14 protein-coding genes and 1 tRNA gene are annotated in these 14406 nt (G+C 70.9%); 5 read left to right on the top strand and 10 right to left on the bottom strand.

Annotated features, from left to right (window positions below; genetic code table 11):
- Positions 1 to 199: 199 nt before the first annotated feature.
- The 3 genes from ACSYGN_RS23645 to ACSYGN_RS23635 are packed head-to-tail and all read right to left on the bottom strand — an operon-like array spanning position 200 to position 3809.
- A complete protein-coding gene (locus tag ACSYGN_RS23645) occupies positions 200 to 1102 on the bottom strand; it encodes an SDR family oxidoreductase (RefSeq protein ID WP_460398779.1) in 903 nt (300 codons plus the stop codon).
- Positions 1099 to 2151, bottom strand: a complete 1053-nt coding sequence (locus ACSYGN_RS23640; RefSeq protein WP_460398777.1) for an alpha/beta fold hydrolase — start codon at positions 2149 to 2151, stop codon at positions 1099 to 1101. Before ACSYGN_RS23640 ends, ACSYGN_RS23645 begins: the two co-directional genes overlap by 4 nt.
- On the bottom strand, positions 2148 to 3809 hold the full coding sequence (locus tag ACSYGN_RS23635; RefSeq protein WP_460398775.1) for a flavin-containing monooxygenase: 1662 nt from the start codon (positions 3807 to 3809) through the stop codon (positions 2148 to 2150). Before ACSYGN_RS23635 ends, ACSYGN_RS23640 begins: the two co-directional genes overlap by 4 nt.
- A gap of 188 nt (positions 3810 to 3997) precedes the next feature.
- Here ACSYGN_RS23635 and ACSYGN_RS23630 point away from each other — a divergent pair, with 188 nt between their 5' ends.
- From ACSYGN_RS23630 to ACSYGN_RS23610, 5 genes are all read left to right on the top strand, one after another.
- Positions 3998 to 4618 carry a MerR family transcriptional regulator gene (locus tag ACSYGN_RS23630; RefSeq protein WP_460403675.1) on the top strand — a complete coding sequence of 207 codons (621 nt, stop codon included), beginning with the start codon at positions 3998 to 4000 and terminating at the stop codon, positions 4616 to 4618.
- 190 nt (positions 4619 to 4808) lie between these two features.
- A complete protein-coding gene (locus ACSYGN_RS23625) occupies positions 4809 to 6395 on the top strand; it encodes a recombinase family protein (protein ID WP_460398773.1) in 1587 nt (528 codons plus the stop codon).
- Between the two features lie 97 nt (positions 6396 to 6492).
- Positions 6493 to 6819 carry a hypothetical protein gene (locus ACSYGN_RS23620; protein ID WP_460398771.1) on the top strand — a complete coding sequence of 109 codons (327 nt, stop codon included), beginning with the start codon at positions 6493 to 6495 and terminating at the stop codon, positions 6817 to 6819.
- Between the two features lie 209 nt (positions 6820 to 7028).
- Positions 7029 to 7541, top strand: a complete 513-nt coding sequence (locus ACSYGN_RS23615; RefSeq protein WP_460403673.1) for a GNAT family N-acetyltransferase — start codon at positions 7029 to 7031, stop codon at positions 7539 to 7541.
- Between the two features lie 365 nt (positions 7542 to 7906).
- Positions 7907 to 8296 (top strand): hypothetical protein, encoded by a 390-nt coding sequence (locus ACSYGN_RS23610; protein ID WP_460398769.1) that lies wholly within the window; start codon positions 7907 to 7909, stop codon positions 8294 to 8296.
- A 449-nt stretch (positions 8297 to 8745) separates the two neighbouring features.
- Here the strand turns inward: ACSYGN_RS23610 and ACSYGN_RS23605 are convergent, their stop codons facing one another.
- From ACSYGN_RS23605 to moaC, 7 genes are all read right to left on the bottom strand, one after another.
- Positions 8746 to 9507 carry a DUF4253 domain-containing protein gene (locus tag ACSYGN_RS23605; protein ID WP_460398767.1) on the bottom strand — a complete coding sequence of 254 codons (762 nt, stop codon included), beginning with the start codon at positions 9505 to 9507 and terminating at the stop codon, positions 8746 to 8748.
- 14 nt (positions 9508 to 9521) lie between these two features.
- Positions 9522 to 9926 (bottom strand): hypothetical protein, encoded by a 405-nt coding sequence (locus tag ACSYGN_RS23600; RefSeq protein ID WP_460398765.1) that lies wholly within the window; start codon positions 9924 to 9926, stop codon positions 9522 to 9524.
- Between the two features lie 631 nt (positions 9927 to 10557).
- Positions 10558 to 10631: transfer RNA gene (locus ACSYGN_RS23595), tRNA-Ala, on the bottom strand.
- Positions 10632 to 10838: 207 nt separating this feature from the next.
- Positions 10839 to 12200: a divisome protein SepX/GlpR gene (gene sepX / locus ACSYGN_RS23590; protein WP_460398763.1), complete on the bottom strand. Its 1362-nt coding sequence runs from the start codon at positions 12198 to 12200 to the stop codon at positions 10839 to 10841.
- A gap of 208 nt (positions 12201 to 12408) precedes the next feature.
- Positions 12409 to 13098, bottom strand: coding sequence for a GNAT family N-acetyltransferase (locus ACSYGN_RS23585; RefSeq protein WP_460398761.1), 690 nt, complete (start codon positions 13096 to 13098; stop codon positions 12409 to 12411).
- 20 nt (positions 13099 to 13118) lie between these two features.
- The gene (locus ACSYGN_RS23580) at positions 13119 to 13709 is read right to left on the bottom strand and encodes a MogA/MoaB family molybdenum cofactor biosynthesis protein (RefSeq protein WP_460398759.1); all 591 of its coding nucleotides are present in this window, start codon (positions 13707 to 13709) and stop codon (positions 13119 to 13121) included.
- Positions 13706 to 14185 (bottom strand): cyclic pyranopterin monophosphate synthase MoaC, encoded by a 480-nt coding sequence (gene moaC, locus ACSYGN_RS23575; protein ID WP_460398757.1) that lies wholly within the window; start codon positions 14183 to 14185, stop codon positions 13706 to 13708. The genes ACSYGN_RS23580 and moaC overlap by 4 nt, the downstream gene beginning before the upstream one ends.
- Positions 14186 to 14406 lie beyond the last annotated feature (221 nt).

Here is a 14406-nt window from a genome sequence, read left to right as displayed (position 1 = left end):
CTTCCCCTGCCCGTGCCCCGACTCCTGGTCCTGGAACTTGTCCTGCATACCCATATGACTCACTCCCGTGGTGCGTGAGGCAACCGCCTCCATCGGCCCCGTCCAGACCCACCGGACCCCGCGGCACCCCGCAGAAACCCAGCGGTCGAACCCCCGACCCCGCCCACACTCACACGCCCCGCCACCCCCCGCACGTCGATCACTCCCCCCGCGCCCCCGGAACCCCCCGCACCCCCCGATACGCCTCGTCCGCAGCCCCACCCGCCCCCACCAACCCCGTCCGCATCCCCCGCAACCGCGGAGCGAACCGCCGCATCTCCCGCTGTCCCACGGTCCCGATCAGCCCCGGCAGATACCCCCGCACCCCCTGCATCCCCCGCAGCCACCGCTGCCCGTAGACATGAGCGGACCGCCGCTCGATCCCCGCGACGAGCCGGTCGACCGCCGGCCCCAGCGGATACGTCTTGTTGGAAGGCCACGGCAGCCGCTGCCGCAGTTCCCGCATGACGTCCTCCTGGTCCGCGCCGCGCACCATGTCGGTGTCGGTCCAGGACAGATACCCGACCCCGACCCGCACGCCCAGGTGCGCGACCTCGGCCCGCAGACTGTGCGCGTACGCCTCGACGCCCGACTTGGACGCGCAGTACGCGGTCATCATCGGCGCCGGGGTCATGGCCGCGAGGGAGGCGATCTGAAGCAGATAGCCGCGGCTGGCCACCAGCAGCGGCAGAAAGGCGCGCGCGGTGACCGCCGAACCGATCAGATTGACCTCGACGACCCTCCGCCAGGCCTCCGGATCGGAGTCCATGAAGGGCCCTCCGGTGGCGACCCCGGCGTTGGCGACGACGATGTCCGCCTTGCCGAACCGCTCCTCGACCTCCCGGGCGACCCGGGTCATCGCCTCGTGGTCGGTGACATCGGCGTACCAGTGGGCGCTGTCGGTGTGCAGCCGCTCGGAGACCTGCTTGAGCGCATCCGGTTCCAGCCCCACCAGCGCGATCTTCGCACCGCGCGCGGAGAGCTTGCGCGCGAGCAGCTCGCCGACGCCGCGCGCCGCCCCGGTGACGACAGCGACCCGCCCCTCCAGACCCACCCTGCTCACGCACCCTCCTCGACCGGCAGGACCTCTGCGCCTTCCTCGACCGGCAGGACCGCTGCGTCTGCCGCGTCGTCCGCTTCTGCCGCGGCGGCTCCGCTGACCGCATCCCGCATACCCCGCATGTCCGTCATACCCCGCATGCCCGTCGCATGCCCCAGATAGGCGGCGGCCAGTTCCCGGATCCGCCCGGTGACCAGCTCCGGCGCCTCCACCGGAGTCATATGGCCGAGGCCGGGCAGCTCGGTGATGCCGACGCAGTGGGGGAGCGCGGCGACCAGCGCGCGGGCGTGCACCAGCGGGGTGAGCCGGTCCGCCGTACCGGCGATCACCGCCGTGGGCACGCGCAGTTCCCGTACCCCGTGGTCGAGGTCGAGCACGGCCAGCGTCCGCGACCAGGCGTGCCGTACCCGGGCGGGGCAGGCGTGCACGATCCGTGCGCACGCCTCCACCATCTGCGGGGCGGATCCGGCGCCCATGGTGGCGTACTTGAGGATCCGGCGCGCGGGAGGCGTGACGGGCCCGAGCGGAGCACGCAGCCCGAGACCGCGCGCCGTGAGCCAGGTCCGTACGCGCCCGGCGCGCAGCGGCACCACACGCGCCTCGGCCACGAGTCGGGAGCTGCCGGTGCTGCACAGCAGGACGGCGGCGGCGTGCTCCCGGAAGCGCGGCCGCGCGACGGCGGCCATGACGGTCATGCCGCCCATGGAGTGCCCGGCGATCACGGCCCGCTCGCCGCGCGCGAGGGTGGCGGCGAGCACTGCTTCGAGGTCGTCGGCGAGCGCGTCGGTGGTGCAGGTTGGGCTGGCGGGGCTGCGTCCGTGGCCCCGCTGGTCGTAGGCGATCACCCGGTGGTCGTGGGCCAGTTCGCGGACCTGCCAGGCCCAGAAGGCGGTCGAGCAGGTCCAGCCGTGCGCGAGGACGACGGCGGGCGCGTCCTCGGGCCCGTGCACCTCGACATGCAGCCGGGCTCCGTCGGCGGAGACGGCGGTGAGCTCGCGGACGGGGAGGGGCGGGGCGTACGGCCCGGAGGCCACGTGCGTCAGTCGGCTCATGCGCTGGCCTCCAGCTTCTTCGCGCTGCTGTTGTCACCGACGGCGCTGTTGTCACCGACGGCCTGAGAGGGCACCGCCCCCGTGACGGCGCCGGGCGCCCGCAGGACGTCGTACTCCCCGAGGTCCACGCGTCGCGTGACCCGCCGGAATTCGGTCGTCGTGCCCGGCCAGACGGTGGTGTTGCGGCCGTTCGCGTCCAGGTACCAACTGGTGCAGCCGCCGGTGTTCCAGACGGTGCGCCGCATCCGTTCCTGCACACCGCGGTTCCAGGCGGCGACGGCGTCCGGGCGGGCGTCGAGGGCGACGCGGCCGCCGAGGACGTCGAGCTGGCGGACGTAGTCGGCCAGGTAGTTCAGCTGGGACTCGATCATGAGGATCATCGAGGAGTTCCCGAGGCCGGTGTTGGGCCCGATGATCGTCATCCAGTTGGGGAATCCGGTCGCGGTGGCCCCGCGCAGGGCCTGCATGCCGTCCTTCCACGCCTCGGCGAGGGTCCGGCCGTCCGCGCCCACGACCCGGTCGGCGATCGGCATGTCGGTGACGTGGAAGCCGGTCCCGAAGACGATCGCGTCGACCTCCGCCTCGGTGCCGTCGCCGGCGACGGCGACCGGGCCGCGCACCTCGGCGAGCCCGCCGTCGACGACGTCCACATTGGGCTGGACGAGCGCCGGGTAGTAGGCGTTGGACAGCAGGATCCGTTTGCAGCCGATGCGGTAGTCGGGGGTGAGCCTGGCGCGCAGGGCCGGGTCCTTGACGGCGCGGGTCATGTTGAGCAGGGCGAGCCGCTCGACGAGGCCGAGTTCGTCGGGGTGCTTGGTGAACGCCTGGACCTGGAGTTCCCGGATGCCCCACAGCACCGCGCGCCGGGCCTTGGCGGTCGCCGGGAGCAATCGGTGCAGTGCCCGCTCGGCGCCGGTGATGGGGCGGTCGACGCGGGGCATCACCCAGGGCGGGGTGCGCTGGAAGACGGTGAGCCGGGCGACCTCGGGCTGGACAGCGGGCACGATCTGGATGGCGGAGGCGCCGGTGCCGACCAAGGCGACGCGCTTGCCGCGCAGGTCGTAGCCGTGGTCCCAGCGGGCGGAGTGGAAGACCTTGCCGGGGAAGGTGCCGAGCCCGGGGACGTCGGGGATCTTCGGGTCGGACAGCGGCCCGGTGGCGGAGACGACGAGGTCGGCGGAGAAGTCACCGCGGGTGGTCTCGATGTCCCACCACAGCCGCTCGGTGTTCCAGGCCATCCGCAGCACCTCGTGCCCGAGACGCAGATGCGGCCGCAGCCCGAAGACGTCCGTGACGTGCTCCAGATAGGCGCGGATGTGTTCCTGGCCGGAGAAGGCGCGCGGCCAGTCGGGGTTGGGGGCGAAGGAGAACGAGTAGAGGTGGGAGGGCACGTCGCAGGCGCAGCCCGGATAGCTGTTGTCCCGCCAGGTGCCGCCGACGTTGTCCGCCCGTTCCAGGACGACGAAGTCGGTGATGCCCTCGCGCCGCAGCCGCACGGCGGCCCCGAGCCCGCCGAACCCGGACCCGATCACCGCGACCCGCGCATGCGCCGCAGTCCCCGGATCACGCCGTCGACGCTGCCGCGCCCGCTGCTCCCGCTCGTTCTCCCTCTCGTTCTCCCGCTCGTTCTCGCTCTCGCTCTCGCTCTCGTGGACCATCCCGGAACCTCCGCGCGCCGACGCCCGAACCCTGCAACCGCGCCAGTGAACACTGGCGCAATGAGGAGGTTAGAGCAGCTCCCTACCGATGGGTAGGGGTCGGACCGAGGAAAGTTACCGGCGGTACGCCTTAGGGTGCCGGTGTGGCAGAAGGCGGAGGACGACCCGGCGGACGGCGTGAGTACCGGATGGAGGAGCTGGCCGAACTGGCCGGCATCACGGTGCGCACCCTGCGCTTCTACCGCGAGCGCAAGCTGATCCCGGCGCCCCGCCGACAGGGCCGTATCGCCTGGTACGACGACCGCCATCTGGCCAGGCTGCGCACCATCTCGGCACTGCTGGAACGCGGTCACACCCTGACCGGGATCGCGGAGCTGGCGGAGGCCCTGGACAACGGCCGGGACGTGGCCGACCTGCTCGGCGTGGAGGCGCCCACCGAGGAGGAACCGGTGCGCCTGACCCCCGAGGAACTCGCCGCCCGCTTCGAGGGCGAGGTCACGCCCGAGAACCTGGCCGCCGCCCTGGAGCTGGGCTATCTGGGCACCGACGGCGGTGAGATCGTCCACATCAGCCGCCGCCTGCTGGACGTCTCCTCGGCCCTGGTCCGCGAGGGCATCCCGCTGGCGGATGTCCTGGCCGCCGGCAAGCGGGTACGGGAGCACGCCGACGCGCTGGCCGCCCTCTTCGCCGACTTGGTTCTGCGCCACGCCCCCGAGGAGGACCTCCAACGCCTGCGCCCGCTGGCCCGCAGCGTGGTGGACGCGGAACTCTCGCTGGCGCTGGACCGGCGGCTGCGCAAACAGGGCTGACCGCAGTCACCCCACGGAGTGATGGCCGACGTCGTAGACAACAGTGACCGGAGCATGATCGGACCACCGCTCGCCGTGCGTGGCGGCCCGCTCCACGACTCCCTTGACGGCTTTGTTGGCAAGCCTCGGGTGAGCGACATGGTAGTCAATGCACCACGTGATTGAAACAGAGTCCAGTACGATCCGGGCCATGACGCACCAACTGCGGGCACTGAGCGCCATCCGCCTGTCGGTCCGGACTGACGAGACGACGTCACCAGGGCGCCAGCGCGCCGCCAACTCGAACGAAGCCGCGCGCCGTGGCGCTGTCGTCGTTGGCGAAGCAGAGGACCTGGACGTATCCGCAACGAAGACGGCGCCCTTCGACCGGCCGGAGCTAGGCGCCTGGCTGGCCCGCCCCGACGACTTCGACATGATCATCTGGTGGCGCATGGACCGCGCCGTCCGCTCCATGGCTGATATGGCGGAGCTGGGCCGCTGGGCGAAGGACCACGGGAAGCTACTGGTCTTCGCGGAGGGTCCCGGCGGCGCCCCGCTGGAACTCGACATGCGGACCCTATCGCCCGTGTCAGAGCTGATCATGATGATGCTGGCCTTCAGTGCCCAGATGGAGGCACTGGCCATTCAGGAGCGCGTCACGGGCGCCCAGGCCGCTCTCCGCGCCCAGGGCCGGTACTCCGGCGGTCTCGTTCCGTACGGGTACGAGAAGGTCAGGAACCCGGACGGGGAGGGCTTCAAGCTGGCCCCTGATCCGGAGGCCGTGAAGACCCTGTCCGGCATCATCCGTGACGTCCTGGACGGCCGGTCCCTCACCGCTGTCGCCATGGCGCTGAACGAAGCGGGGATCCTGGTCCCCCGCGACTACCAGGCCGTGAAGGCGGGCCGCGAGCCAGGCGGGATGCGTGGTGCGCGCCGTCACGACCGCTTCCGCTGGACTGCGGGGACCCTGTCGAAGGTCCTCCGCTCCCCTGCTCTGATGGGCTACCGCCTCCACCAGGGGAAGCCTGTCAGGGACCGCGATGGGAACCCTGTCCTGATCGGCGAACCGGTCCTGTCACGGGAGGAGTTCGACGTCCTTCAGGATCACATGAACGCACTGACGCCCCAAAAGAACCGCACCCGCAAGGGCACCCAGGCCGTGCTCCTGGGCGTCGCGAAGTGCCGGGGGTGCGGCGGGAATCTGTACCTCTCGAAGCGGGCGGGAGGCACGGACTACAACTGCCGGGCCACGGCCAGGGGTGAACGCTGCCCAGCCCCCGCCGGCATCCGCGCTGACTGGCTGGAGGCGTACGTGGAGTCAGAGGTCATGGCCCGCATCGGGGACGCCCATATGACGAAGGTCGTCACGTACAAGGGCTACGACCCGACCCCGGAGCTCCGGGAGGTAGAGATCGAGCTACGCGCCCTGTACGCCGACAAGGACGCCCGCAAGTCCCGTACTGGCCGGATGATCTGGCAAGAGGAGGTAGACGCCCTGGAGAGGCGCGCGGAGGCCCTGGAGGCTACGCCCCGCACAGAGGCCCGGACGGAGACCGTGGAGACAGGCGAGACGTACGCCAGCTTCTGGGCTCGGCATGACGCCGCTGGCCGCCGCCAGCTTCTCCTAGACGCTGGCGCACGCGCGACCGTGGCGAAGGGCCGTTCAGGCGGAGGGGCTGAACGGCTGAAGGGCCCGGACCAGGGGCGCCTGTCGTTCACGTTGGCGTCGCATGAGGACCTGTCCGTGGCGCGGCTGGAGGAGATCGCGGCGGAGGAGGACGCAGTGTCGTACGCGTGACGCGCTGGCAGCGACGGAGAGGGGTCGGCCCAGACCGGGTCGGCCCCTTCTGTGTCCGGGGCCGCTGGCCAGGCAGCGGAGAAGCGACGCGGTCGCCGTGGCGTACAACGAGGGACACCGCACCGCCATCGCCGAACTCGGCACCCAGTCCGACCGCGCCCGCGCCCTGGTCGACGACGTGAACCCGAACGCGCAGGCCGTCGACCGCCTCGCACAGGAAACGGTCGACGTGGTCACCACGACACACCGCCTCGACGGGTTCCACGGGGTGTCGACGACTGGCGGCGCCGTCGTGCATCAGTGGCTCCCCGACTTCACCGCCCAGGGCACCGTCAAGAAGGGCGAGGTGGAACTCGGCCCGGTCGCGGTCGTCCTCAAGACCAACAAGGCCGCCGCGGTGCTGCGGAACATCAAGGTGCAGTGATGCCCGTATTCAAGATCACCGCATCCGGGGAGGGGCGCAGCGGGCAGCTGCTCGGCGCGCACTTCCGCCACGGCCACGCCACGCTCGACGACCCGTCGCCGGGCGTCCTGCTGTGGTTCCGGCGCTACGGGTTCGCTGTCAGCACGGTCGCACGGCACCGGCACACTGGAGTGCCCGAGCTGTCCACGGAGAGAAGAATTCACCAGCCCATGAACATCCGCCGAGTGTCCTTCGACCACCCCGACGCCGTGAAGCTGAACGACGAGGTTCAGGCCGAGTACCACGTGCGCTACGGCGACGGGGGCGACGCCACACCCCTCGACCCGGCCCACTTCGAGCCCCCGAACGGCGTCTACTTCATCGCGTACGACGACACGGACCGACCGGTAGCCACGGGCGGCTGGCGCAGCCAGGAAGGTAACGAGGAGGGTCACGAGGACGGCGATGCCGAGCTCAAGCGCATGTTCGTGATCGGACAGGCCCGCGGCAGGGGCCTGGCCCGCCGTATCCTGGCCGCCCTGGAGGAGGACGCTCGCTCGGCAGGCCGTGTCCGCATGGTCCTGGAAACCGGCACCAAGCAGCCGGAGGCTATAGCCCTCTACACCTCCAGCGGCTACGAGCCCTGCACCAAGTTCGGCTACTACCGCCACTACGACGACAGCCTCTGCTACGCCAAGCCCCTGCACCCGAACCCCAGCCACCCCCGCACCGACCGGAGTTGACCCCACCCCGCCGGAACACCCCAGAGGGGCGGCCACTCGAAATGGAGTGGAGTCGGGGCAGCCACGCACGGCAGAGTGGGACAGTGAATGAACTGCGGGCACATACCCTGACGTGGGCAGATGTGGATCCTGCTCGATACCCGTTCGTGATGAACGCCGATGCGGCGGAGGAGTTGGCGAGCCTTGTCGCTCCCTTGCTGCCCAGCGCTGAAGTCGCTCGCGAGGATCGCCGGCGATCGCTGGATCCCGTCACCGAGTTCCTGACGGACCGGTACGGCCGGTGGGCCTGCGGATGGAACTGGTCCACCGGCGAGGGTGATACGGACGGAGGCGTCGTCGAGGCGTGGTGCTGTTCATCCCATTCCGTGACGACCCCGGATGCAACGGCCCCGCTGGTTGTTGAAGCCCTTCAGGAATGGCGTGGCTGGCTGGAGGACCTGGCGGAGCGGTTCGCGGCCCTGGCCCCGCCGGACGACACCCCGGTGTCCTCGGCGGACCGCTGGTACTGGGAGCGGGCGTGCGCGCGCCTGGTCACCGTGGTGGCTGACCGCACCCGGGCCGACAGCGGCTGGTACGGGCACTGCATGCAAGTCCTCGAATGGTTCCTCGCCTACAACGGCATCGACGAGGGCCAGGCCCAGGAGATCGTCAAGAACGCGGTCGGGGGCCGGTTCGGCAGTTGGATCGCACCTGACGTTCTGGTGGTCGACGCGGTGAGCTCGCGGTTCGCCAGAGGCGTGGGCGGAATCGGATGACTTCCGGGCCCGGCCGGCCGAAGGACAGCCTTGGCGACTGGCTGCTCATCCGGACGGAGATCTCCTGGCCACCCTGGCACGGCGCATGCCCCGCGTCTGGAACACCGGCCCGCGACGGCTTCCGGAATTTCTTCATGGCGACGCGAGGCGGCCGTGACAGCGAGGGAACCACGCGGGTCCTGACCGCCCTCGACTTGAGTCTCGCCGACGCGGAGCGGGGCAGGCCGCTGACCTTCGCCCTCATGGCGAAGTGGCAGCGGACCGTGCTGGGCCACGACCTCGCCGGTTTCCGCACGATGCCGGCCTTCGCGAAGGGCGGACGGGAGCGTTACGGGCTCGCCCCCGATACACGGGCGCGATTCGAGCGCTGTCTGTCCGAGAGCGCTCAACCGGATCTGCCCCTTCCATCACGCGCCGCCCGGACCTACCTCGACATCTCTAGGGGTGGATCAGTCCCACCAGAAGTCCCAGTTGTGGGCACCGGTGATCCGCCCTGCGTATGCGGTCAGTGTGTACGGCCTGCTGCCTTGCCAGATGTTGTCGGGGCAGAAGGCGAAGTGCTCGGCCGCGACCAGGAGGGAGTCCTCTTCAGTCGTCGGTGGGGCTGCGACGCTGAGGTGCAGGGTGGAGAAGCCGACCGCGACGACACGGACGCCGAATCGGCTCTCCCAGTCGCCGACGACCGCGGAGAACTTCGCCGTGTCGTTGTCGTAGTTGGCGGGACCGGACCAGCCTGCGGTGGTGACGGCTTCGGCACCGGATGCGGCAGTGACCAGCCCCAGCCGGGACTGGGGTCGGCGGCAAAGGAACGCCTCGGCGTAGTCGGCGGCCAGTTGGCCGGCGCTCGTCACGGGCTCTCTGCCGGGTGCGCGTCCGGGCCAGCTTTGTCCGAAGGGGGCGGTGACGGCGAGACGCTGCTCGATCGCGAGCATGTCGTCGTCTTCGCCGGGTGCGGTATACGTCGCCCACCACTTCGCGAGAAGGGCGCCTGGGTCGTGGCTCGCGGTGGCGGACATCTGTTCCGGGAAGATCTCGCCCGATCCCCAGGGGCGGAATTCGGCATCCTCCGGAATGAGCGCGTCGAGCAGCAGGGGCCACTGGCCGGAGCGGTCGTGTTCGGCGTGCTGCCGAGCCCACAGCCCGGCCGCGGCCGGCCCGTCGCTGAGCCATAGGGGTTGTCTGTCTCCATCACCTTCACAGGACGTGATCATCCGGCCGGCGGGCATCACTGAGCAGACCCGATCACACGGTCACGGAACTGCTGGAAGGCATGCCAGCCTGACGTCTGCCCCGGCGTGATCAGATCCCCTTCTGCACAGTCGATGACCTTGCATCGCAGCGCTTCAGCCAGACGGAAGACGGGCGCGAGTACGTCGTCACCGGAGCCCCGGACGTGGAGCATGATCGAGTCCACCGGGTCGTCTTCGCCGATGTTGAGTTCCATCGACCAAGTGGGCCCGAGGAGTTCACCCCAAGCGGGGTCGGAGAGGTCGGCCTGAGGGACGGCTTGAGCGACGGTCACAAGGACATCGTCGCGGCGGCCGAACGGTTCCGGCATGTAGTCGTCGGGGATCTCCTGCACCGAGGTGATGTCGTCGGGCAGACGGAGGAGGAGTATGTCCCAGCTCATGGCAGCATTCCATGCCTTCCCGCTCTGTTGTCTGACTGCGGAATCTTGACAGGAGGCACTGACAACGGTCGCGCTCACCGTGCCGTGGACGTCGATGGCGTCGATACGGCGGCCGCGGGTCGGTTCGTCCGGTGTCGGCCAGTTCTGGAGGAGGGCGCAGTACTCGTCCGGGCGCCAGGAGTCGAACGGTCCGCCACGGCGGGGACCGTGGCGGCGACGGCGTTGTCGGCCTCGGGCGTGGCCGGGGTGCAGGCCAGACCCGTTGCGCAGCACGTTCTTTCCCACCGCCCAACTCCCAAAGGACGAATGGCTCAACCCACCACCAGCAGACTAACTGCCCCGCGTCTGCGGCAAATCCGACACCGCGGGCGACCTCAAGACCGCCAAGTTTCGGCAGGACAGCCGCTACCTGTCCGACGGCTGGATCGCCGCCTACAAGCCCGTCCGCCCGCATTCCCCGGCCACCAGCACAGCCGCAGACGGAACAACCCGCATGGACCGGACGGCGGCCGCCACCCATCACCCGGAACAGGCTCGAACAGACTCCGGAAACGACAAAGATCCCGATCGATCGTGAAGATCGACGGGATCTCGTCAGCCGCTCCCGAGTCAACTCGAGAACAGTCGTGCGTGGACCTGAGGGGATTTGAACCCCTGGCCCCCTCGATGCGAACGAGGTGCGCTACCGGACTGCGCCACAGGCCCTTGCAACGAGTGAAACTCTAGCATCCCCACACGGCTGCCCGGAAATCCATTCCGAACCAGGTCAACAGCCCCCTTCTCAGCCCGTCCGGCGTTTGAGGACGAGGCCCGAAGGGCCGAAAGGGGGGTCTGGGGGCGCAGCCCCCAGGGACGGGAACGGGAAGGGGCGGCCGGGGCGAAACACCCCGGCCCCCACCCCGGCAGGGCCCGTCACTCGTTGGCCGCCCGAGGCCGCTCCCCCTCCTCGTACTGGTCGAACAACGGCGTACGCCCCCGCCCCCGAGCCCGCCGAGCTGACGCCGCGCGCCGGGCATCACTACGCCCATCCGCCCCCGACACCCGCTCCTCCTCCTGACCAACGGGCTCGGGCTCGGCCTGGGCCTCCGTCTCCGCCCCCAACCCCTCCCTGTACTCCTCGAACTCCGCCCCGTCAGGCACCACCGCACTGGACCGGGCAGAACTCCACGTGTCCGGCGCCCCGAGATCGATGTCGGACGTGGCACGCGGAGCGACCGGCGCCGTCACATAGGTCGGCAGCGGCACCGGCACAGGGTCCCAGCTGTCCCCGTGCCCCGGCCGCCGCTGCCGCTCGCGCTGCTGGTCGACCCACTCGGCGTGATCGGTCTGCTCGACAAGGGCACGCCGGTCGGCGGCGAGGGCGGACAGTTCGGGGTCGGTCCGGGGCTCAGGTCCGTCGTCCGGTTCGTCGGCGTCGATGTCCGCGTCCGCGCCGTTGCCGGCACCCGCCTCGACGGAGGCGCGCCGTCGCGGCTGGCGTTCGCGCTCCCGCAGCCGCTGGGCGGCGGCCTCGGCGCGGCGGCGGTCCATCTGGTAGGCGAATCGGCGGCGTTCCTTGTTGCGCAGATAGGCGATGTACGCGCTGAGCAGCACGGCGGGCAGGCCGGGCGCCCACAGGAAGGCGAGCCCCCCGACGGCGGCGACGATCGAGCCGAGGGTGAAGGCGAGGAAGAGCATGACGGTGGTACGACGACGGCGCGCGAGAACCTTGGTGCGCCGGGCACGCGCCGCGGCCGCCTCCGAGGAGTGCGTACGCCGTGGCGCGGGCACCCGCTTGCGCCCCCGCGCGGCCCCGGACCCGGCTACCCCGGAACCAACCGCCCCGGAGCCGGACTTGGCCGCCACAGAGCCGGACTTAGCCACCGCACCGGCGGACTGGGACGCCGCCGCGACCGACTGGTCACGCCCCGGCTCACGCGCGGGCTCACGTCCCGCGTCCGCCCGCTCCGGCGCACGCTCCGCCGCCTCAGGCTGCACACGCGCGCGTGTCTGCCGGCGGTTGGGAGGCATGGCGAAGGCCCGGACGTCCACCGAATCGGTGACGGCGTCCGGCCCGTCGGCGTCCGGCTCCCCCTCCTCGGCGGAGCGCGCCCGCAGGTCCCTGGCGTACCGGCGCTCCATCCCCGCCCGTCCGGACAGCAGCCGGATGGCGGTGCTGAAGCGTTCCGTCGGACGAGCCTCGTTCAGCTCGTCCTGCCTACGGAGCCACATAGGCACCAAGTAGGCGGCCCAGGCCCCGACAATGACTGCGTAGATGAGGCCGCTGCTGCTCACGCCTCACACCGTAGAGGGGTTTGCGTGAGGCCATCCGCCAATTGGACCGGTGTGTCGCACGATCTGGCTGATATTTCCGGCTTTTTTTCTGACGGATGCGATCAGCTGGCCGCCGAGGCCGCGAATTCAACGGCCCGAGACGGTCAACAGCCGATCAAATTCGAACACGTATTCAATTATGTGGCTGCCCTGTCACTCATGCGAGTGGCTAAGCGGGATTCCCCGGCGTGTTCTGCGGCGCGCCGTGTGATGCGTTACGCGCCGGATTGCCCGCTGTGTCGCCCGCGCCGGAGCCGGTCTGCCGTATGCCCTGGGAGCGTGCCCGCTGCCAGCGGCCCACCAACCCGTCGGGCACCTCTTCCGCGGTGAGCGCGAAGACGAGATGGTCCCGCCAGGCGCCGTCGATGTGGAGATAACGGGGCCTGAGCCCCTCCTCGCGGAATCCGAGTTTCTCGACGACCCGGCGGCTCGGCCCGTTCTCGGGGCGAATGCATACTTCTATGCGGTGCAGTCCGACGTTGTGGAAACAGTGGTCCACGACCAGCGCCACGGCCGTCGGCATCACTCCGCGGCCGGCCACCGACTGGTCCACCCAGTAGCCGATGTGCCCCGAGCACATGGAGCCCCAGGTGATCCCGGCCACCGTCAGCTGGCCGACCAGCCGCCCCTGGTACTCGATGACGAACGGCAGCATCCGGCCCCGGTTCGCTTCCGACCGCAGATGCCGGACCATCTGCCGGTACGTCGGCCGGTGCGCGACCGGTCCGCTGGGCGTGGGCGGCGGGATCGTCGCCTCCCAGGGGCGCAGCCAGTCCCGGTTGCGCCGGTTCACCTCGCGCCAGCCCCGCTGGTCGCGCAGCCTGATGGGCCGGAGGACGACATCGCCGTCCGCCAGCACGACGGGCCAGGACGGGCTGTTCAGCGCGCACCCCCTGGATGTCTCGAACGGTCCTCGTCGGCCCCCGCGCGCGCGGTCTGCGCCGTCTGCCCTGTCTCCACGGCCTGTGCGGACGCAGCGTCCGGCCGGGGATGGTCGCCGCCGGCGAGCTGGTCGACGGCGTGGACCAGCAGGGGGGCCAGCACGGCGAGCCCGTCCTTCACCCCACCCGTGGAGCCCGGCAGGTTGACGATCAGCGTCCGTCCGGCGACCCCTGCGAGCCCCCGGGACAGCGAGGCGGTCGGGACCTTGTCCCGTCCGAACGCGCGGATGGCCTCCGCGATGCCCGGCACCTCGTAGTCGATCACCGCGCGGGTCACCTCGGGGGTGCGGTCGGTCGGCGACAGGCCGGTGCCGCCGGTGGTGACGATCACGCCGTACCCGGCCTCCACACCGGCGCGCAGCGCCGTCTCGACGGGATCGCCGTCGGGGACGATCTGCGGTCCCTGTACGGCGAAGCCGAGACCGCGCAGGCCCTCGGCGATCAGCGGGCCGCCCTTGTCCTCGTACACGCCCGCCGCGGCCCGGTTGGAGGCGGTGACGACCAGGGCGCGGTACGCCGGGGCGGTCATGCCCGGCTCCAGTCGCCCGACTTGCCGCCTGTCTTCTCCTCCACGCGCACGTCCGTGATGACCGCTCCCTTGTCGACCGCCTTGACCATGTCGATCACGGTGAGCGCGGCGACGGAGACCGCGGTGAGGGCCTCCATCTCGACGCCCGTGCGGTCCGTGGTCCGCACGGTGGCCCGGATCTCCACGGCGTCGTCCGCGACCGACAGATCCAGTGTCACACCCGACAGCGACAAGGGGTGGCACAGCGGGACGAGGTCCGGGGTGCGCTTGGCACCCATGATCCCCGCGATGCGCGCGACGGCGAGCGCATCGCCCTTGGGGACGCCCTCGCCGCGCAGCAGCTCGATCACCCGGGGCGCGACGAGGACCCGTCCGCTGGCACGGGCGGTGCGCGCGGTCACGTCCTTCCCGGATACGTCGACCATGCGGGCGGCGCCCGCCTCGTCGATGTGCGTGAGTCGGTCCTGCGTGCTCATGGTGTGCCGCTCCCGGTCGCGGTCCGGCGCGCTGGGGCGCTCGGGCCTGTTGTGCGCGACACGGTACCTCCATGCCGCCGCGAACAGCGGCCCAGGACCATTCCGGTCCGGCCGGGTGGCGCGGTGCGTCCGGTGCCGGGACGTGTGCACGCGCGCGTACGGTGCCGGAACGCGCCGGAACGTCGCCGCGCGCGCGTGGGGTACGCCGCCCCCGCCGGCCG

Source organism: Streptomyces sp. YIM S03343 (genome assembly GCF_054729195.1).
Note: the sequence above shows the minus strand (reverse complement) of the source record. Positions and strands in the feature narration are given on the sequence as shown.

Bases quoted from the DNA above. Each gene is read 5' to 3' on its own strand.
- ACSYGN_RS23640 (WP_460398777.1), bottom strand. From the start codon at position 2,151: ATGAGCCGACTGACGCACGTGGCCTCCGGGCCGTACGCCCCGCCCCTC.
- ACSYGN_RS23635 (WP_460398775.1), bottom strand. From the start codon at position 3,809: ATGGTCCACGAGAGCGAGAGCGAGAGCGAGAACGAGCGGGAGAACGAG.
- ACSYGN_RS23630 (WP_460403675.1), top strand. From the start codon at position 3,998: ATGGAGGAGCTGGCCGAACTGGCCGGCATCACGGTGCGCACCCTGCGC.
- ACSYGN_RS23625 (WP_460398773.1), top strand. From the start codon at position 4,809: ATGACGCACCAACTGCGGGCACTGAGCGCCATCCGCCTGTCGGTCCGG.
- ACSYGN_RS23615 (WP_460403673.1), top strand. From the start codon at position 7,029: ATGAACATCCGCCGAGTGTCCTTCGACCACCCCGACGCCGTGAAGCTG.
- ACSYGN_RS23605 (WP_460398767.1), bottom strand. From the start codon at position 9,507: ATGATCACGTCCTGTGAAGGTGATGGAGACAGACAACCCCTATGGCTC.
- ACSYGN_RS23600 (WP_460398765.1), bottom strand. From the start codon at position 9,926: ATGAGCTGGGACATACTCCTCCTCCGTCTGCCCGACGACATCACCTCG.
- ACSYGN_RS23580 (WP_460398759.1), bottom strand. From the start codon at position 13,709: ATGACCGCCCCGGCGTACCGCGCCCTGGTCGTCACCGCCTCCAACCGG.
- moaC (WP_460398757.1), bottom strand. From the start codon at position 14,185: ATGAGCACGCAGGACCGACTCACGCACATCGACGAGGCGGGCGCCGCC.